Here is a 16,784-nt window from a genome sequence, read left to right on the forward strand (position 1 = left end):
CCCACGGCGCCACCGCCGCCGACATCTCCGTCGCCTTCGTCGCCGCAGCCGCCGTCACCAACGGCGACCAGATGCCCACCCGCCGCCGCCGCGTCACCGTCAAGCACACCCGCGGCATCGGCCCCGCCGACATGCACCGCAACCACCGCCTCGGCACCGTCGACGTCAACCCCACCACCGGCACCGTCACCCTCGACGGCAACCCCCTCCACAGCCACCCCGCCGACACCGTCACCCTCAGCCGCCTCTACTTCCTCTGAAGCAGCACAGCCTCCAGATCAGCACAGCCTCTGATCTCCCAGCGCATCAGGAGCCCACCCCCATGACGTCCAACCCCGCAGCGGCTGCCGCCGCGCAGACTCCCGCCGCCGCCGGTTTCGCCATGCCCGCCGAGTGGGCGCCGCACGACCGCACCTGGATGGCCTTCCCCACCTCCAACGAGACCTTCGTCGGCGACGAGCTCCACCTGGCCCGCCAGGCCTGGGCGAGCGTGGCCAACACGATCGTCCGCTACGAGCCGGTCACCCTGGTCGTCAACACCGGTGAGGCCGAGGCCGCGCGCGGCTACGTCTCCCCCGAGGTCGAGATCGTCGAGCGCCCGCTGGACGACGCGTGGATGCGCGACATCGGCCCGACCTTCCTGACCGACGGCAAGGGCACCCTGGCCGCCGCCGACTGGATCTTCAACGGCTGGGGCGCGCAGGAGTGGGCCAGCTGGGAGAACGACCAGCACGTCGCCGAGCACGTCGTCGAGCTGACGGGTATTCAGCGGTTCGCCTCGCGGCTGATCAACGAGGGCGGCGGCATCCATGTCGACGGTGAGGGCACCGTGCTGCTCACCGACACCGTGCAGCTGGGCGAGGGCCGCAACAGCGACTGGACGCGCGAGCAGGTCGAGGCGGAGATCCACGCGTTCCTCGGCACCACCAAGGCGATCTGGGTGCCGCGCGGCCTGACCCGCGACTACCAGCGCTTCGGCACCCGCGGCCACATCGACATCGTCGCCGCCTTCCTGCGTCCGGGCACCGTGGTCGTCCACAGCCAGCCGGACCCGGCGCACCCGGACCACGAGGTCACCAAGGAGATCGCGGCGCTGCTGCGCGCCTCGACCGACGCCAAGGGCCGTCAGCTGGAGGTCATCGAGCTGCAGGCGCCGACCGTCCTCTTCGAGGAGGACGGAGAGCCGGTCGACTACTCCTACATCAACCACTACCTGTGCAACGGCGCCGTGGTGCTGTGCGCCTTCGACGACCCGCGTGACCAGGCGGCGGCCGAGGTCTTCGCCCGGATCTTCCCCGAGCGCAAGGTCGAGCTCGTCGACGCACGCGAGATCTTCGCCAACGGCGGTGGCATCCACTGCATCACCCAGCAGCAGCCCAAGGTCTGACGATGGCCACACGCAGGCCGGCCAGGCCCCGGGAGGAGGTGTTCGCCGCAGCCATGACGTCGATCGCCGCCCAGGGCCTGGCCGGGTTGACCATGGCCGGGCTCGGCAAGGAGCTCGGGATGAGCGGCGGTCACCTGCTCTACTACTTCGGCAGCAAGGACCAGTTGCTGCTGGAGACGCTGCGCTGGAGCGAGGCGCAGCTCGGCGAACGACGCGTCGCCGTGCTCGCCGTGCTCGCCGAAGACGGCAACGCCGCCGAGCGCCTGCGTGACTTCTGCGCGCTCTACCTGCCGACCGGCCCGGGCGATCCGCGCTGGACGCTGTGGATCGAGGTCTGGGGCCGGTCCCAGGCGAGTGAGGAGATCCGGTCCGGTCAGGCGGAGATCGAGGCGGCCTGGCGGGCGGACCTGGTCGCGCTGCTGCGGGCGGGCGTGGACGCCGGTGAGTTCCGCGCGGTCGAACCGGACCGGTTCGCCGTGCTGTTGAGTGCGCTGCTGGACGGCTTCGGCACCTCGGTCGTCGTCGGCCTGCCCGGCACCGGCCGCACGGAGGCCCTGGAGCACGTCGACGCTTTCCTGCGGGACTCGCTGCTGCTGCCCGGAACAGCCGTTTCCGGCTGACCCGCCATGGTTCGTCCACGCACGGGGGCTTGACCCACACGCATGGACGAGGGTTGCCCGTGTCCAATACCATCAGCAGCCGCCAGCCGCGCGCAGCCGAGCGCGGATCGATCCAGGGGGAACTCCCGTGCTCTGCCCGACCTGTTCCGCCGCTAGCCTCGACTTCGCCGGTCGCTGCCCCAACTGCGGCTACATCGCGGGCCACACGCCCCAGTCCTACGGCGGCTACTTCGCGCAGCCCGCGCTCATCGCGCCGACCGCTCCCGTCGGGATCGGCATCGCGGCGCAGGTGTTGATAGTGATCAACGGGCTGCTCGCGCTGCTCGGCTTCGGGTTCAACATCTGGTCGTTCACGGTGGCCAAGACGGCCCTGGACACCAGCGGGGCCAACCTGTCCGCCCTCAACGCCGCGAACACGGCCTCGGCCGTGCTGGTCTTCCTGAGCGCCCTGGCCAACCTCGCGGCAGGCGTCCTCTTCATCATCTGGTTCTTCAAGTCGGCCAGGCTGTCGGAGATCCTGGCCCCGGGTCGGCAGGCGCTCAGCGCCGGATGGGCGATCGGCGGCTGGTTCGTCCCGCTCGCCTTCCTGGTGCTGCCCCGTCTCGTGGCCGGTGGCATCTGGCGCGCGGCCGTCCCGCTGCAGCAGGTCCCGACCATGCGCCGCCCGAACACCTACCTGGTGACGTGGTGGTGGCTAACCTTCTGCGTGGCGCAGGTGTTCTGGGTGGAGCGGGTCGGCTCCGCCACCTCGTGGGAGAACCCTGGGGCCTCGGTCGGCACCCTGGTTGTCGAGTTCGGATTCGTCGGGCTGGTCGACCTGTGCGCGATCGCGGCGACCGTGCTGGCCGTGGTGATGATCCGCAAGGTCACCTCGATGCAGCAGGTCCGGATCCTCCAGGGCCCCGGCATCGGCCACCCCTACGCCGCCCCGATGCAGGCGCCGTACGCCGCCTACGCGGAGTCGGGCATGCCCCCCGCGTACATCGCTCCGAAGGACGCCGCACGGCAGTACACGCCGGTCGTCCCGGCCCAGGCCGTGGCTCCGGTGCAGGCGCAGGCGCAGGCGCAGGCGCAGGCTGAGCCGGCGGTGGAGCTGACAAAGGAGCCTGCGCAGCCGCAGTCGCAGCCGGTATCGGCGCCGGAGCCGGAGCCGCAGCCGGTCCGCGTGGACCGTCCGACGACGCCGCTCGTCGCCCTGTCCAAGGACGCCGCAGAGCCGGACGTCCAGCCTCAGGACGCGGTCCCGCAGGACGCCGTCCCCGCTGACGACGCGCCCAAGAAGGACACCGCGACCGTGATGTTCCGCAAGCCCGAGGCCTGACCGGCGGTCAGCCTCAGTCGGACTCAGTCCTCCCAGACCGCCACGGCCGTGCGGTCCGCCGTGTGGCCCTGCGCGCGGGCCTGGAGCTGGCGGAGGAAGTCGACGCCGCCCGGCGCGTGCGGCTGCGACCAGTGCTCGGCCAGCAGCCCGGCGACCGCCGCCTCCGCGCGCAGCGGAGCGGCCAGGCCCTCGGAGCAGAGCAGCAGCACGTCACCGGGCTCCGGCACCACCGCGCGGAACCGGAACCGGTCCGGCTGTTCCACCGGCGCGCCCTCGACCTCCGCGTCGCCCACCCCGAGTCGACGCCCCGCGTAGGCGTCGTACCAGGCGTCGTCGCCGAGCAGCAGCAGCGCGCCGGGGCCGGTGCCGAAACCGGCGCGGAGCCGGTTGGTCGGGTCGAGCGGTGCGATCAACGCGTGCACCGCGCCGTCCGGGCCGAGCTCGCGTGCGGCGCGTGCCGTCAGTCGCTGGAGGCCGTACCGCAGTTGCTCCTGGGCGCCCTCGCGCAGGTCCGCCAGCAGGCCCGCGCGGCTGCGCCCGACGGCCGCCGCCAGCACGTGAGCGGCCTGCTGTGCGCCGCCCGAGCCACTGGAGACCACGGCCACCAGCAGTCCCCCGACGCCCTGACCGAAGCGCGCCACCAACAGCCGGTCCGTGCGCGGCAGCCCCAGCCCGCGGGCCTGCTCGCCACGGGCACTGGCCGCACGCAGCGTCACACTGCCGTGCCGGGCCAGCTCCAGGGCCGTGTCCGGGACCACCGCGCCGATTGCGTCCGGGTCTGCCTCGGGCAGCGAGTCCGGCTCGGGCAGCGCGGTCGTGCCAGGTCGGCTCCTCCCCCAGCGCGCGGCGATGCCGTCGGGCACGGTCGGCGTCGGGACGGTGGCGCGCTCGGGCTTCTTGGCCAACCGGATCGGCGTGGACGCCGACTGCGATGACGATCGGGACGCCGGCCCGGACGCCGACCGGGACGCCGAACCTGGCGCGGGCGACGCGGGGTTGACGGTCGGGTCAGCCTCGGGGTCGGCCTCCGGGCCGGGAGCCGCCAGCCGGGACGGGTCCGGCTCGGAGCGCGGCAGGGGTGGTCGGGGCGGCATCGGGGGTGCGGCGGTGGGCGGGGTCTCAGGCGCGCTGTCCGCGCCGGCCGCGCTGTCCACCGTACTGTCGGGCTCGGCGCGCGGCGCGATCACCCGTGGATCGGGGACGCGCGGCGGGGACGGACGCCGGTCGTGCGGCTCCTCCGTGAGGTACGCGTCGCGCACGTCGTATTCGTCGCGCACCTCGTATGCGTCGTATACCTGCTGTGCGTCGTGTGCCGGGCGTGTGTCGTATACCTGGTGTGCGTCGTGTGCCTGGCGTGCGTCGGGTGAGACGTCCGGGAGATCGGGGCCCTCGGGCAGGTCCGGGGGCTCGGGCACGTCCGGGATGTCGGGGACGTCACCGACGTCGGGCAGGTCCGGCGGGGTCGGGACGTCCGGCACCGGCGCGTCCTCGCCCGCGTCGCCCTCCTCGCCCGCTTCCGGCGCCTCGGCCGCGCCCATCGCGCCGAGCGCGGAGGCGAACCAGTCGTCGACCGATCCGGCGCGGGCTGTTTCCGGCGCGTCGGCGTCGCGTGCGTAGACGGCGGCCCACCAGGCGTCCTCCGCCTGAGCCGTGGGGCTCGGCGCGCCCTGGTCGCGTCGCTCGGTCATCCTGCCGCTCCCTCCGGTGCCAGAAGTGCCTCCGGGATCGAGGCCATTGTCCATGCGGGGGCCCGGATCCATGCGGGGAACCGACGAATCAGCCCACGTCCGGAGCAACCGAACGGAATATCCGGACAATCACCCGACCCGACTGCCATTCCGTTCGACCACCTCTTCGCCTACCCCTCGACTACCGCGCACACGCTCGGAACAGGCATGATGATCACGTGGTGGCAGGGGGAGGAGAGGAAGGGACGAGGCGACTCACGCATGCTGGAACTCTTCGGGCTGAACGAGCGCGCCGAGCACGTCTACCGAGCCCTGCTGGCACTCGGTGCGGCTACCCCGGGCACGCTCGCCGAGCGGCTCGCACTCCCGCTGCCACTCGTCGAGAACGCGCTGGCCGGGCTGGAGTCCAACGGCCTCGCCGCCGTCTCCGCCGCCCTCGGTGACCACTACGTCGCCGCGCCGCCCACCATCGCGCTGGCGCCCGCGCTGTCCCAGCGCCGTCACGAACTGCACGAGGCCGAGCGGGCGGTGGAGTCACTCGCGGACGAGTACCGGCGCACCGGCGGCGCGGCCAACGGCGTGGCCGACCTGGTCGAGGTGGTCTCCGGCGTCTCGGCAGTCCGGCACCGCTTCGAGCAGATCCAACTCGGCGCCGCGGAGGAGCTCATGGCCCTGGTCACCGACGCCCCCGTCGCGGTGCGGCCGGAGGAGAACATGGTCGAGTCGGTGGCGGTCGCCCGCGGGGTGACCCACCGGACCGTGCTCTCCCGGGCCACGTTGGCGGAGGGCCAGGTCATGGAGCAGATGGCCCTGGCGCTCGGCCGGGGCCAACAGGTGCGTATCGCGGAGACCGTGCCCACCAAGCTGATCGTCGCGGACCGCGGCCTGGCCATGGTGCCGCTGCGCACGCTGGGATCGCCCGGCGAACCGGCGGCGCTGCTGGTCCGCGCTCCGGGGCTGCTGGAAGCACTGATCGGACTATTCGAACTCTGCTGGCAGCAGGCGGTTCCGGTGCGGTTCTCCTCGGACGGCGAACTGCCCGTCGACGACGAGGGCGACCAGCCGGACCAGACGGATCTGCAGATCCTCTCGCTGCTGCTGGCCGGGCTGACCGACGCCAGCGTGGCCAAGCAGCTGGACCTGGGCCTGCGCACGGTCCAGCGCCGGGTGCAGCGGCTGATGGTGCTGACCGGCGTGACCACACGGATGCAGCTGGGCTGGCAGGCCTACGAGAAGGGCTGGGTAGCCCGGTAGTACTGGGTGGCTCGGTAGTACTGGGTAGCCCGGTAGTACTGGGTGGCTCGTTTCGTCGGAGCCGCCCGTTAGGATCTCGCCATGCCAGAACCCGCCGATCCGAACGTCCTCGATCCCGGCCAGGTCCAGCGCCTCACCGATGCGGTCACTCGGCTGCGTCGTGCCCTGCGCAGCAGCATCCGCACCGAGTACCCATGGGAATCCCTGCCGATGGCGCAGGTCGAACTCCTGCAGACGCTGGCCATGGGGCCGTTGCGCGTGGGCGAACTGGCCGCGCGGCAACGGCTGGCGCCGAACACGGTGAGCGGGCTGGTCGGCAAGATGCTGGAGGCCGGCTTCGTCGACCGGCAGGCCGACCCGGGCGACCGCCGCACCGCACGGATCGCGCTGACGGAGGCCGGACACCGCCAACTCGCCGACTGGCAGCGCGCCCACGAGCGGCGCCTGGCCACGGCACTCGCCGCGATCGCCCCGGAGGACAGCGCGGCGGTACTGAGCGCGTTGGACGGGCTGGAACGGCTGGCGACGGCGCTCGGCGAGGGCCCGGAGGGTCCCGCGTAGCGCCGTTTCCAGTTCCGAAGGGCGCGAAGGTGCGAAGGTGCGAAGGCGCTTGCTACTGCTCCAACGCGAGCAACGCCTGCTTGGCTTCGAGTCCGGCCGCGAAGCCGGTCAACGAGCCGTCGCTGCCCACCACCCGGTGGCACGGACGCAGGATCAGCAACGGGTTGGCGCCCACCGCGCCCGCAACTGCCCGCACCGACGTCGGCGGAAGCCCGGCCGCCGCCGTCAACTCCTTGTAGGTGACCGTCGCGCCATAGGGGATGTCGTCGAGCGCCTGCCAGACGCGCTGCCGGAACTCGGTGCCGACGGGCGCCAATCGCAGGTCGAACTCCTTGCGCTCACCGGCGAAGTACTCGGTCAGCTGCGCCACCGCTGACGCCAGGTTCTCGGGGTCGGGAGTCCACGCGGGGTCGGGACGGACGTCCTTGCCCTTCTGCGTCGGGGCGTAGAGGGAGGTCAGCCGTCCTTCGTCGTCGGCGGTCAGCTGCAGCACGCCGAGCGGGGAGTCCATGGTCGTGTAGCGGGTCATCACTTCGGGGTCCCTGTCTTCGTGTTGGTGCGGTTCGTGGGAGAGCGCTTCGCCTTGTTCCGGGCCTCGTACTGCGCCTCACTCGCCGCCGCCCAGAGGTGGTGGACGGCGTAGGAGCGCCACGGACGCCAGGCGTCCGGGTCGGCGTCCGCGACGGCGTCTCCGGCTCCGGCACCGGCTGCGTCTCCGGCGGCGTCGCCGCCGGCCGCCGCGCGCAGGCCGTGACGCACGCCGATGTCGGTGGGCAGGTACGCGTCCGGGTCGGCGAGGGCGCGCATCCGGATGTAGCTGACCGTCCACGGGCCGATGCCCGGGAGGGCGAGCAGCGCCGCGCCCGCCTCGTCACGATCCACGCCCGGGTCGAGCCGGACACTGCCGTCGGCTAGGGCCGCGCACAGGCCGCGCAGCGCGCGTTGGCGCGCGGTGGGCATCGCCAGATCGGCCGGGTCGGCCTCGGCCAGCGCGGCAGCGGTCGGAAAGAGCCTGGTCAGGCCGCCGCTGGCGGTCGGCAGCGGCGCGCCGTACCGCTCGGCCAGACGACCCGCGAGCGTACGTGCCGCCGCGACGGTGACCTGCTGTCCGAGGACCGCGCGCACCGCCAGTTCGTGCGGGTCGATGTGCCCCGGCGAACGCAGGCCCGGACGCTTGGCGACCAGCGGCGCGAGGTGGCGGTCCGCCCCGAGCACCTCGGCGACGGCGACCGGGTCGGCGTCCAGGTCGAACAGCGCGCGCAGGCGCTGCACGCCCGTGGTCAGGTCGCGCAGGCTGGTCAGCTGCAGCCGGGCGTCGAGCCAACCCTGCGGCCGGTCGGGCTCGTCCACCTCGGCGACGGCGGGGCCGCCGGGAAGCGCGAGCGTGCGCCGGTAGCTGCGGCCGTGCGGTCCGTGGGTGATCTCCTCGACGCCCGGCACCGCACGCAGCGCGAGGAAGTCGAAGACCGCCTCCGCGTCGAAGGGCTGACGGTGTGCCAGCCGCAGCGGTATCACGCCGCGCTCCGTGGTCCGTCGGCCCTGCCGTGCGCGCAGCTCCGTGGGGGTCATCGCGTAGACCTCGCGGATGGTGTCGTTGAACTGCCGCACGCTGGCGAACCCGGCCGCGAAGGCGACCTCGGTCGCCCCGAGGTCGGTCGTCTGCAGCAGCAGACGCGCGGTCTGGGCACGCTGGGTGCGGGCCAACGCCAGTGGACCGGCGCCGAGTTCGGCGTGCAGCTCGCGGGAGAGGTGCCGCTCGCTGTAGCCGAGGCGCGCCGCGAGTCCGGCGACGCCGTCGCGGTCGACGACGCCGTCACCGATCAGCCGCATCGCCCGGCCGACCAGGTCGGCGCGGAGGTTCCACTCCGGCGAGCCGGGGGCGATGTCCGGGCGGCAGCGGCGGCATGCGCGGTATCCGGCGCCCTGGGCGGCGGCAGCGGTCGGGTAGAAGGTGATGTTCTCGCGTTTCGGCGTCCGGGCCGGGCAGCTGGGGCGGCAGTAGATACCGGTGGTCCGCACGGCCGTGTAGAACACGCCGTCGTGGCGGGCGTCCCTGCTGCTCACCGCCCGGTAGCAGGCCTCTTCTTCCATCATCACGCCTTCCAGTCTGCGGCATCGGCGGGGCTCGGACTGGCGGGAATCGGACATGGCAGTGACGCGCGGACCTGCGCGGCTCCACATGGCCTCGTCTGGCAGGATCTTGATGCTCGGCGGCGTTCTTGCCACTCGCCCGGATCTCGCCGTCCCGAAAGGATGAGGTCGTCGCAGTAAGCACAGCAAGCGCAGCCAGCGCGGCGAGCAAGCCGCTGGACCAGGAGATTGAGACGACGATGACCGACAGTGCCGTCCTGCGTGTCCCCGCCGCCGAGCCGGATGTCGCCGCCGCTCACTACGCCGCCCGGCTCGCCTTCGAGGCGGACGTCTCCGACGTGCACGCCGACCTGGAGGCCGGCGTGCCGGGGCTCGTCGTGATCGACTCCCGCAGCGACGAGGCCTGGGCGCAGGGACACATCCCCGGCGCGGTCCACCTGCCGACCGCCCGCATCGCCGAGCTGGCGCCGACCCTGGTGGACCGCTCGCTGACGGTCGTCACCTACTGCTGGGGCCCGGGCTGCAACGGGGCAACCCGGGCCGCGCTGGCCTTCGCCCGGCTCGGCTATCCGGTCAAGGAGATGATCGGCGGCTACGAGTACTGGGTCCGTGAGGGCTTCGACACGGAGACGGGCGCAGGCGAGCTCGTCCGCAACCAGGTCGACCCGCTCACCGCTCCGCGCTCGGGAATTGCCTGCGCCTGCTGACCCTTTCGCGCCGGTCACGGGCCTCCCGCGCCTCCTTGGCGAGCTTGCCGCGCTCCCGCCAGATCCGGGACAGCTCGGCGCGTGCCCGGGCGTCGGTGCGGGAGGCCATCCACCGGTTCTCGCGCAGCAGCTTGCGGTAGCTCTCCAGGCGTCGGTGACTCAGCTCGCCGTCGTCCAGGGCCTGTTGGACCGCGCAGCCGGGCTCGCCGAGATGGCCGCAGTCGGCGAAGCGGCATCCTCCGGCCAACTCGTCGATGTCGGCGAAGACCTGCTGCAGCCCGGCGGCGGCGTCCATCACGCCGACGCCGCGCAGGCCGGGGGTGTCGATCAGCACGCCGCCGCCGGGCAGCGGCAGCAGTTCGCGGGTCGTGGTGGTGTGTCGGCCCTTGCCGTCGACGCCAATCGCGCGGACGTCCATCGCGTCGACACCGGTCAGCGCGTTGGCCAGGGTCGACTTGCCGACACCGGACTGGCCGAGCAGCACCGTGGTGCCGCCCAGGCGGGCGGCCAGCTCAGCCGTGCCCGCGCCGGTGAGGGCGCTGACGACCAGCACCTCGACGCCGGGGGCGACGCGTGCCACGTCGTCCCTGATCTGTTCGGCGTCCGGTGCGGTGTCCGCCTTGGTCAGCACGACGAGCGGCACGGCGCCGCTCTCCCAGGCGAGGGTGAGGAACCGCTCGATCCGGCCGAGGTCGGGCTCGACGGCGAGCGAGACGGCGATCACGGCGGTGTCGACGTTGGCGGCCAGCACCTGGCCCTCGGAGCGCTTGGACGCGCCCGAGCGGATCACCGTGCTGCGGCGCGGCAGCAGGCAGCGCACCAGGTCGCCGACCGCGCCCTGGCCGTGGGCGACGACCGCCCAGTCGCCGGTGCAGACGATCCGGACCGGATCGCGTGGGGTGACCAGCGCGGTGTCGGCGCGGAGCACGCCCCGGGCGGTGATCACGTCGCAGAGCCCGCGGTCGACACGGGCGACACGACCCGGTAGCAGGCCGGGTTCGCCAGGAACGACAGCGTCGAACTCCGCCTGCCAGACGTCGTCCCAGCCGTAGCGGGCGAGGGGGTGGGCCTCAGCGGCGTATGGACGGGGCCGCGAGGAGGACTGAGAAGAGGACAAGACGAGAAGCCCTTCGAAGGGTGGGTGCGGTGATGAACTGCGGAGAGTGCGCGATGGTCATCAACGTCCTCACCTCCTCGGCTTGTTGTGGTCCTGCGCTTGTTGTGGTCCTGCGCTTCTGGTGCCGACGCTAGCGACGGCGTGGGTGCGGCGCCACCGATTTAGCCGCCGATCACTCGTTCGAGTCTTGCTGGTCGTCAAAGGGCGACGGGTAGCGGCGGCGCGGCTCGCTCTTGCTCTGGAGGCGGCGCTTGAGCGCGCTCGGGGGCAGGAAGTCCGCCCAGCGCTCCGGATACTCGGCCGGCGCCTCGGGTTCGCCGCCCTCCTCGGGCGGAGGCGGCGGGTAGGCGGCGCGGTTGCGGGTGGCCGTGCGTCGCGCCTCGGCGCGCCGTATCACTTCGAGGGCCGCGTCCTCGCGGGCCTGCTCGGCGGCGGCGCGGGCCTGCTCGGTCTCGCGGGTCGGCCACATCTGGTCGATGGCGGCGTTCATGGCCGCGCCGATCAGCACCGCGAGGGCGGTGACGCCGATCCAGAGCAGCACCGCGATCGGCGCGGCCAGCGAGCTGTAGACGGTCGGGCCCTCGACCGAGTGAACCAGGTAGAGCCGGAGGAAGATGCTGCAGACGAAGAAGACGATCAGCGCGACTATCGCCCCGGGCACGTCCTCCTTCCACGCCGTCCGCACCGGCACCGCCACGTGGTAGAGCGTGGTCATGAAGCAGACGGAGAGCAGGATCGCGCCGGGCCAGTAGAGCGCGTGCACCACACCCGTCGTGGCCGGGAACCAACGCACCAGCTGGTCCGGCCCGGCGATCACCACCGGTCCGATGACCGTCCCCGCGATCAGCGCCACCACGTACAGGCCGAGCGAGAGCAGGCGGGTGTGCACGATTCCGCGTTGGTCCTCCAGCCCGTACATGATCGTGACGGTGTCGACAAAGACATAGAGCGCACGCGAGCCGGACCACAGTGCCAGCAGGAAGCCGATCGAGATCAGGTCCGGCCGCCCACCGCTGAAGACGCTGTGGAGCAACGGGAGCACCGTCTGGTGCACGGAGCTCGGGGCCAGGAAGGTCCCGGCGATGCGGAGGATGTCCGCCTCCAGCTTGGCGATCACGCTCTGGCTCAGGTAGCCGAGCGTGCCCGCGATGGAGAGCAGCAGCGGCGGCACCGACATCAGCGTGAAGAAGGCGACCTCGGCGGCGAGTCCGGTGACCCGGTACTCGATGCAGATCGTGGTGGTGTCCTTGATCAGCTTCCAGGCGATGGCACGATAGGAGGGACCGGAGCGTCGCCGTCCGGCACGCCGGTTGTCACGGGCCCGATGCCGTGCCTTGGGTGAGGATTCGCCTGCCGGTTGCACATGTCCAACCTATCGGCCCGAACGCCCCTGATCGGAGCGGTGCGGGTGCGCCATCCGCCTGGTCCGCCGCGACAGGGCCGATGAAAAGTCCACATGCTGGAACGATCCGTCTCGCAGATCGTCGATTCGGCACCCTCGAGGACAGATCGGCACCCCGGGGCCACCGTGCCCGGAGTCAAATCTCAGCTTTCAGGACATCCAAGTCCACATAATGGATAGTGGTGGACGCCAGAAAGATCGGCATGCGACGCTCTTGCCATGTCTGGTGCTGGAACTGCCTTGGTAGGTCGACTTCACGTCGACCTCGGTCGCATGTCCAGCGCCATCTGTCCGGTGACCTGACCACCCGCCGCACCACCGACGACAGCCCCGCCCGACGATCCGCCCGCCGCAGTGCGGAAGGCGTCGGCCCCGGCCTGGTCACCGCCGCTCCTCCACGCGAACCCGCAGGTGGAAGCCGCAGTGCCCCGGACCGGGAGACGCCCCAACAGGCCCGAACACACTGCCGAAGGACGCTTCCATGGCCACCACCCCCACGTCTTCGACGCCGCCCAAGCGCAAGGTGACCCGTCACCGCGGTGAGGGTCAGTGGGCGGCCGGTCACTTCACCCCGCTCAACGCCAACGAGCAGTTCAAGAAGGACGACGACAGTCTCAACGTCCGGACGCGTATCGAGACGATCTACGCGCACCGGGGCTTCGACTCGATCGACCCGGCCGACCTGCGCGGCCGGATGCGCTGGTGGGGCCTCTACACCCAGCGCCGTCAGGGCATCGACGGCGGCAAGACCGCCGTGCTCGAGCCGCACGAGCTGGACGACGAGTACTTCATGATGCGCGTCCGCATCGACGGCGGCCGGCTGACCGTGGCGCAGCTGCGCGCGATCGGCGAGGTCTCGCAGACCTACGCGCGCGGCACCGCGGACCTGACCGACCGCCAGAACATCCAGTTCCACTGGATCCGGATCGAGGACGTGCCGGAGATCTGGCGGATCCTCGAGGGCGTCGGGCTGTCCACGACCGAGGCGTGCGGCGACTGCCCGCGTGTGATCCTGGGCTCCCCGGTCGCGGGCATCGCCGCGGACGAGATCATCGACGGCACGCCGGCGCTGGAGGAGATCCACCGCCGCGTCATCGGCAACCCCGACTTCTCCAACCTGCCGCGCAAGTTCAAGAGCGCGATCTCGGGCTCGCCGCTGCTGGACGTGGTCCACGAGATCAACGACGTGGCCTTCGTCGGCGTCGAGCACCCCGAGCACGGCCCCGGCTTCGACCTGTGGGTCGGCGGCGGCCTCTCCACCAACCCCCGCCTCGGCGAACGCCTGGGCGCCTGGGTGCCGCTGGAGGACGTCGCGGACGTCTTCGTCGGCGTCATCTCGATCTTCCGCGACTACGGCTACCGCCGCCTGCGCACCCGCGCCCGGCTCAAGTTCCTGATGGCCGACTGGGGCCCCGAGAAGTTCCGCCAGGTGCTGGAGGACGAGTACCTGCACCGCGCGCTGGTCGACGGCCCGGCCCCGGCCGAGCCGGTCGGGCGCTGGCGCGACCACGTCGGCGTGCACCGGCAGAAGGACGGCAACTACTACGTCGGTTTCGCTCCGGTCGTCGGCCGGGTGGACGGCTCGCTGCTGACCAAGGTCGCCGACGTGGCCGCCCAGCACGGCTCGGACCGGCTCCGCACCACGACCGAGCAGAAGATGATCGTGCTGGACGTGGCCGAGGACCAGGTCGACTCCCTGGTCGCCGGGTTGGAGGCGCTGGGCCTGCAGGTCAAGCCGTCCAGCTTCCGGCGCGGGACGATGGCCTGCACCGGCATCGAGTTCTGCAAGCTCGCGATCGTCGAGACCAAGGACCGCGGCCGGACCCTGATCGAGGAGCTGGAGGCCCGGCTGCCGGAGTTCGACGAGCCGCTGACCATCAACATCAACGGCTGCCCGAACGCCTGCGCCCGGATCCAGGTCGGCGACATCGGCCTCAAGGGCCAGCTGGTCGTGGACGAGAACGGCGAGCAGGTCGAGGGCTACCAGGTGCACCTGGGCGGCGCGTTGGGCCTGGACGCCGGCTTCGGCCGCAAGGTCCGCGGCCTGAAGGTCACCAAGGACGGTCTGCCCGACTACATCGAGCGCGTCCTGCGCCGTTACCTGGACGACCGCCACGACGGCGAGCGGTTCGCGCAGTGGACCACGCGTGCCGGCGAGGAGCAGCTCTCATGAGTGAGCGTGCCGCACCGTTCTACTGCCCCTACTGCGGCGACGAGGACCTGCGCCCGAGCGAGACCGGCGGGCACGGTGCCTGGGAGTGCGCGTCCTGCCGACGTGCGTTCGCGCTGAAGTTCCTCGGGCTGCTGACCGCCCCGACCGCGACTGGGGGACGTCCTGATGACCACCGAGACTGAGCACACGCACTCTCCGTACTCCCCCGAGCAGTTGGAGGCCCTGGCCACCACTGCCGCCCGGGAGCTGGAGGACGCCTCCGCGCAGGAGATCCTGCGCTGGGCGGCCGAGACCTTCGGCAGGCGCCTCGCGGTGACCTCGTCGATGGAGGACGCAGTCGTCGCCCACCTGGGCTCGACCGCGCTGCCGGGCATCGACGTGGTCTTCCTGGACACCGGCTACCACTTCGCGGAGACCATCGGCACCCGTGACGCGGTGGCGGCGACGATGCCGGTCAACGTGATCACGCTGACGCCGCGTCAGACCGTGGCCGAGCAGGACGCGGAGTACGGCCCCCGGCTGCACGACCGCGACCCGGACCTCTGCTGCAAGCTGCGCAAGGTCGAGCCCCTGGGCCGCGGCCTGGCCGGCTACGACGCCTGGGCCACCGGGCTGCGCCGGGACGAGTCGCCGACGCGGGCCGACACCCCGGTGGTGGCCTACGACCCGAAGCGGCAGAAGGTCAAGATCGCCCCGATCGCCCGCTGGACGCAGGACGACGTGGACGCCTACGTGGCCGAGCACGGCATCCTGCTCAACCCGCTGCTCTTCGACGGCTACGCGTCGATCGGCTGCGCGCCGGAGTCCTGCACCCGCCGCGTGCTGGAGGGCGAGGACGCGCGCTCCGGCCGCTGGTCCGGCGCCGGCAAGACCGAGTGCGGCATCCACCTCTGACCGCTCGTCCGTTCTCCGACTGACCACCACCCTGGAGCAGAGCTTCATGACCACCACTGTTGACGCACCGGCGGCCGGCACGGCAGCCGCCGTGCCGGCGTGCGGCGCCACCGTGTGGCTGACCGGCCTGCCCAGCGCCGGGAAGACCACCATCGCGGCCGCGCTGGCCGAGCGGCTGCGTGCCGAGGGCCACCGGGTCGAGATCCTGGACGGCGACGAGATCCGCGAGTTCCTCTCGCGTGGCCTCGGGTTCAACCGCGAGGACCGGGACACCAACATCCAGCGGATCGGCTTCGTCGCCGAACTGCTCGCCTCCAACGGCGTGAAGGTGCTCGCCCCGGTGATCGCCCCCTACGCGGACTCCCGCGCCGCGGTCGCCGCCCGGCACGCCGCGCAGGGCACCTCGTACCTGGAGGTCCACGTGGCGACGCCGGTCGAGGTCTGCTCCGAGCGGGACGTCAAGGGCCTGTACGCCAAGCAGGCCGCCGGTGAGATCTCCGGACTGACCGGCGTGGACGACCCCTACGAGGCGCCCGCCGCCCCCGATCTGCGGATCGAGGCGCACACCCAGACGGTGGCCGAGTCCGCCGCCGCCCTGCACGCTCTGCTGACCGAGAGGGGACTGGCGTGACCACCGCTGTTTCGCTTGCCGCCGCTTCCACCCACGACTCCCCCTACGCGCTGTCGCACCTGGACGCGCTGGAGGCCGAGGCCGTCCACATCTTCCGTGAGGTGGCGGGCGAGTTCGAGAACCCGGTGATCCTCTTCTCCGGCGGCAAGGACTCGATCGTCATGCTCCACCTGGCGCTGAAGGCGTTCGCGCCGGCTTCGGTGCCGTTCGCACTGCTGCACGTGGACACCGGGCACAACTTCCCCGAGGTGCTCGACTACCGCGACCGCACGGTGGCCGAGCACGGGCTGCGCCTGCACGTGGCCTCGGTGCAGGAGTTCATCGACAACGGCCGCCTGCGCGAGCGCCCGGACGGCACCCGCAACCCGCTGCAGACCGTGCCGCTGCTGGACGCCATCGAGTCCAGCCGCTTCGACGCGGTCTTCGGCGGCGGCCGACGTGATGAGGAGAAGGCCCGCGCCAAGGAGCGTGTCTTCTCGCTGCGTGACGAGTTCGGCGCCTGGGACCCGCGCCGTCAGCGCCCGGAGCTGTGGTCGCTCTACAACGGCCGCCACGCTCCCGGCGAGCACGTGCGCGTCTTCCCGCTGTCCAACTGGACCGAGCTGGACGTGTGGCAGTACATCGAGCGGGAGAAGATCGAGCTCCCCGCGATCTACTACGCCCACGAGCGCGAGGTGTTCCAGCGCAACGGCATGTGGCTCTCGCCCGGTGAGTGGGGCGGCGCCAAGGAGGGCGAGACCGTCGAGCGCCGTCTGGTCCGCTACCGCACGGTCGGCGACATGTCCTGCACCGGGGCCGTCGACTCCGACGCCGCCGACGTCGCCGCGGTGATCGAGGAGATCGCCGTCAGCCGTCTGACCGAGCGTGGCGCGACCCGCGCGGACGACAAGATGTCCGAGGCCGCCATGGAAGACCGCAAGCGCGAGGGGTACTTCTAG

General features: G+C 71.9%; 17 protein-coding genes and 1 pseudogene. 13 read left to right on the forward strand and 5 right to left on the reverse strand.

All coding sequences use genetic code 11. The features are described from left to right. The 4 genes and pseudogenes from ABH940_RS02125 to ABH940_RS02140 form a co-directional block, all read left to right on the forward strand. Positions 1-260 (forward strand): annotated as a pseudogene (locus tag ABH940_RS02125) (urease subunit alpha); the annotation flags it as partial. Positions 261-322: 62 nt separating this feature from the next. Next, positions 323-1,387 (forward strand): agmatine/peptidylarginine deiminase, encoded by a 1,065-nt coding sequence (locus ABH940_RS02130; protein WP_370104050.1) that lies wholly within the window; start codon positions 323-325, stop codon positions 1,385-1,387. Positions 1,388-1,389: 2 nt separating this feature from the next. Beyond that, positions 1,390-2,007, forward strand: coding sequence for a TetR family transcriptional regulator C-terminal domain-containing protein (locus ABH940_RS02135; protein ID WP_370104052.1), 618 nt, complete (start codon positions 1,390-1,392; stop codon positions 2,005-2,007). 127 nt (positions 2,008-2,134) lie between these two features. Further along, complete coding sequence (locus ABH940_RS02140; protein WP_370064445.1) at positions 2,135-3,328, forward strand: DUF4328 domain-containing protein; 1,194 nt, start codon at positions 2,135-2,137, stop codon at positions 3,326-3,328. A 23-nt stretch (positions 3,329-3,351) separates the two neighbouring features. On the opposite strand, the gene ABH940_RS02145 is transcribed toward ABH940_RS02140, so the two are convergent. After that, entirely contained in the window at positions 3,352-5,016 is a 1,665-nt protein-coding gene (locus ABH940_RS02145; RefSeq protein ID WP_370104053.1) for a hypothetical protein, read from the reverse strand. 261 nt (positions 5,017-5,277) lie between these two features. On the opposite strand from ABH940_RS02145, the gene ABH940_RS02150 reads away from it, so the two are divergent. Both ABH940_RS02150 and ABH940_RS02155 read left to right on the forward strand, forming a co-directional pair. Beyond that, on the forward strand, positions 5,278-6,270 hold the full coding sequence (locus tag ABH940_RS02150) for a helix-turn-helix domain-containing protein (protein ID WP_370064449.1): 993 nt from the start codon (positions 5,278-5,280) through the stop codon (positions 6,268-6,270). A gap of 81 nt (positions 6,271-6,351) precedes the next feature. Then, on the forward strand, positions 6,352-6,831 hold the full coding sequence (locus tag ABH940_RS02155) for a MarR family winged helix-turn-helix transcriptional regulator (RefSeq protein ID WP_370104055.1): 480 nt from the start codon (positions 6,352-6,354) through the stop codon (positions 6,829-6,831). Positions 6,832-6,883: 52 nt separating this feature from the next. On the opposite strand, the gene ABH940_RS02160 is transcribed toward ABH940_RS02155, so the two are convergent. Next, the gene (locus ABH940_RS02160) at positions 6,884-7,360 is read right to left on the reverse strand and encodes a methylated-DNA--[protein]-cysteine S-methyltransferase (protein ID WP_370064453.1); all 477 of its coding nucleotides are present in this window, start codon (positions 7,358-7,360) and stop codon (positions 6,884-6,886) included. Then, positions 7,360-8,925, reverse strand: coding sequence for an AlkA N-terminal domain-containing protein (locus ABH940_RS02165; RefSeq protein ID WP_370104274.1), 1,566 nt, complete (start codon positions 8,923-8,925; stop codon positions 7,360-7,362). Before ABH940_RS02165 ends, ABH940_RS02160 begins: the two co-directional genes overlap by 1 nt. A gap of 236 nt (positions 8,926-9,161) precedes the next feature. On the opposite strand from ABH940_RS02165, the gene ABH940_RS02170 reads away from it, so the two are divergent. After that, entirely contained in the window at positions 9,162-9,629 is a 468-nt protein-coding gene (locus ABH940_RS02170; RefSeq protein ID WP_370064454.1) for a rhodanese-like domain-containing protein, read from the forward strand. Here the strand turns inward: ABH940_RS02170 and rsgA are convergent. Both rsgA and ABH940_RS02180 read right to left on the reverse strand, forming a co-directional pair. Further along, complete coding sequence (gene rsgA / locus ABH940_RS02175; RefSeq protein ID WP_370064455.1) at positions 9,592-10,746, reverse strand: ribosome small subunit-dependent GTPase A; 1,155 nt, start codon at positions 10,744-10,746, stop codon at positions 9,592-9,594. The genes ABH940_RS02170 and rsgA overlap by 38 nt on opposite strands. Positions 10,747-10,918: 172 nt before the next feature. Beyond that, entirely contained in the window at positions 10,919-12,109 is a 1,191-nt protein-coding gene (locus ABH940_RS02180; RefSeq protein ID WP_370064456.1) for a YihY/virulence factor BrkB family protein, read from the reverse strand. Positions 12,110-12,367: 258 nt separating this feature from the next. On the opposite strand from ABH940_RS02180, the gene ABH940_RS02185 reads away from it, so the two are divergent. From ABH940_RS02185 to cysD, 6 genes are all read left to right on the forward strand, one after another. Beyond that, on the forward strand, positions 12,368-12,451 hold the full coding sequence (locus tag ABH940_RS02185) for a putative leader peptide (protein WP_332262522.1): 84 nt from the start codon (positions 12,368-12,370) through the stop codon (positions 12,449-12,451). A gap of 178 nt (positions 12,452-12,629) precedes the next feature. Continuing rightward, entirely contained in the window at positions 12,630-14,321 is a 1,692-nt protein-coding gene (locus ABH940_RS02190) for a nitrite/sulfite reductase (RefSeq protein ID WP_370064458.1), read from the forward strand. After that, positions 14,318-14,503, forward strand: a complete 186-nt coding sequence (locus tag ABH940_RS02195; RefSeq protein WP_370064460.1) for a hypothetical protein — start codon at positions 14,318-14,320, stop codon at positions 14,501-14,503. The genes ABH940_RS02190 and ABH940_RS02195 overlap by 4 nt, the downstream gene beginning before the upstream one ends. Further along, positions 14,487-15,215, forward strand: coding sequence for a phosphoadenylyl-sulfate reductase (locus ABH940_RS02200; RefSeq protein WP_370064462.1), 729 nt, complete (start codon positions 14,487-14,489; stop codon positions 15,213-15,215). Before ABH940_RS02195 ends, ABH940_RS02200 begins: the two co-directional genes overlap by 17 nt. Before the next feature lie 46 nt (positions 15,216-15,261). Then, entirely contained in the window at positions 15,262-15,846 is a 585-nt protein-coding gene (gene cysC / locus ABH940_RS02205) for an adenylyl-sulfate kinase (protein WP_370064464.1), read from the forward strand. Continuing rightward, positions 15,843-16,784: a sulfate adenylyltransferase subunit CysD gene (cysD, locus tag ABH940_RS02210; protein WP_370104057.1), complete on the forward strand. Its 942-nt coding sequence runs from the start codon at positions 15,843-15,845 to the stop codon at positions 16,782-16,784. The genes cysC and cysD overlap by 4 nt, the downstream gene beginning before the upstream one ends.

Source organism: Streptacidiphilus sp. BW17 (genome assembly GCF_041262485.1).
Lineage (GTDB): Bacteria > Actinomycetota > Actinomycetes > Streptomycetales > Streptomycetaceae > Streptacidiphilus.

What these genes read in the sequence shown, in the direction of transcription:
- ABH940_RS02130 (WP_370104050.1), top strand. Translation starts at nt 323, where the DNA reads ATGACGTCCAACCCCGCAGCGGCTGCCGCCGCGCAGACTCCCGCCGCC.
- ABH940_RS02160 (WP_370064453.1), bottom strand. Translation starts at nt 7,360, where the DNA reads ATGACCCGCTACACGACCATGGACTCCCCGCTCGGCGTGCTGCAGCTG.
- ABH940_RS02145 (WP_370104053.1), bottom strand. Translation starts at nt 5,016, where the DNA reads ATGACCGAGCGACGCGACCAGGGCGCGCCGAGCCCCACGGCTCAGGCG.
- ABH940_RS02170 (WP_370064454.1), top strand. Translation starts at nt 9,162, where the DNA reads ATGACCGACAGTGCCGTCCTGCGTGTCCCCGCCGCCGAGCCGGATGTC.
- ABH940_RS02155 (WP_370104055.1), top strand. Translation starts at nt 6,352, where the DNA reads ATGCCAGAACCCGCCGATCCGAACGTCCTCGATCCCGGCCAGGTCCAG.
- ABH940_RS02195 (WP_370064460.1), top strand. Translation starts at nt 14,318, where the DNA reads ATGAGTGAGCGTGCCGCACCGTTCTACTGCCCCTACTGCGGCGACGAG.
- ABH940_RS02185 (WP_332262522.1), top strand. Translation starts at nt 12,368, where the DNA reads ATGTCTGGTGCTGGAACTGCCTTGGTAGGTCGACTTCACGTCGACCTC.
- cysC (WP_370064464.1), top strand. Translation starts at nt 15,262, where the DNA reads ATGACCACCACTGTTGACGCACCGGCGGCCGGCACGGCAGCCGCCGTG.
- ABH940_RS02200 (WP_370064462.1), top strand. Translation starts at nt 14,487, where the DNA reads ATGACCACCGAGACTGAGCACACGCACTCTCCGTACTCCCCCGAGCAG.
- ABH940_RS02165 (WP_370104274.1), bottom strand. Translation starts at nt 8,925, where the DNA reads ATGATGGAAGAAGAGGCCTGCTACCGGGCGGTGAGCAGCAGGGACGCC.
- ABH940_RS02150 (WP_370064449.1), top strand. Translation starts at nt 5,278, where the DNA reads ATGCTGGAACTCTTCGGGCTGAACGAGCGCGCCGAGCACGTCTACCGA.
- ABH940_RS02190 (WP_370064458.1), top strand. Translation starts at nt 12,630, where the DNA reads ATGGCCACCACCCCCACGTCTTCGACGCCGCCCAAGCGCAAGGTGACC.
- ABH940_RS02135 (WP_370104052.1), top strand. Translation starts at nt 1,390, where the DNA reads ATGGCCACACGCAGGCCGGCCAGGCCCCGGGAGGAGGTGTTCGCCGCA.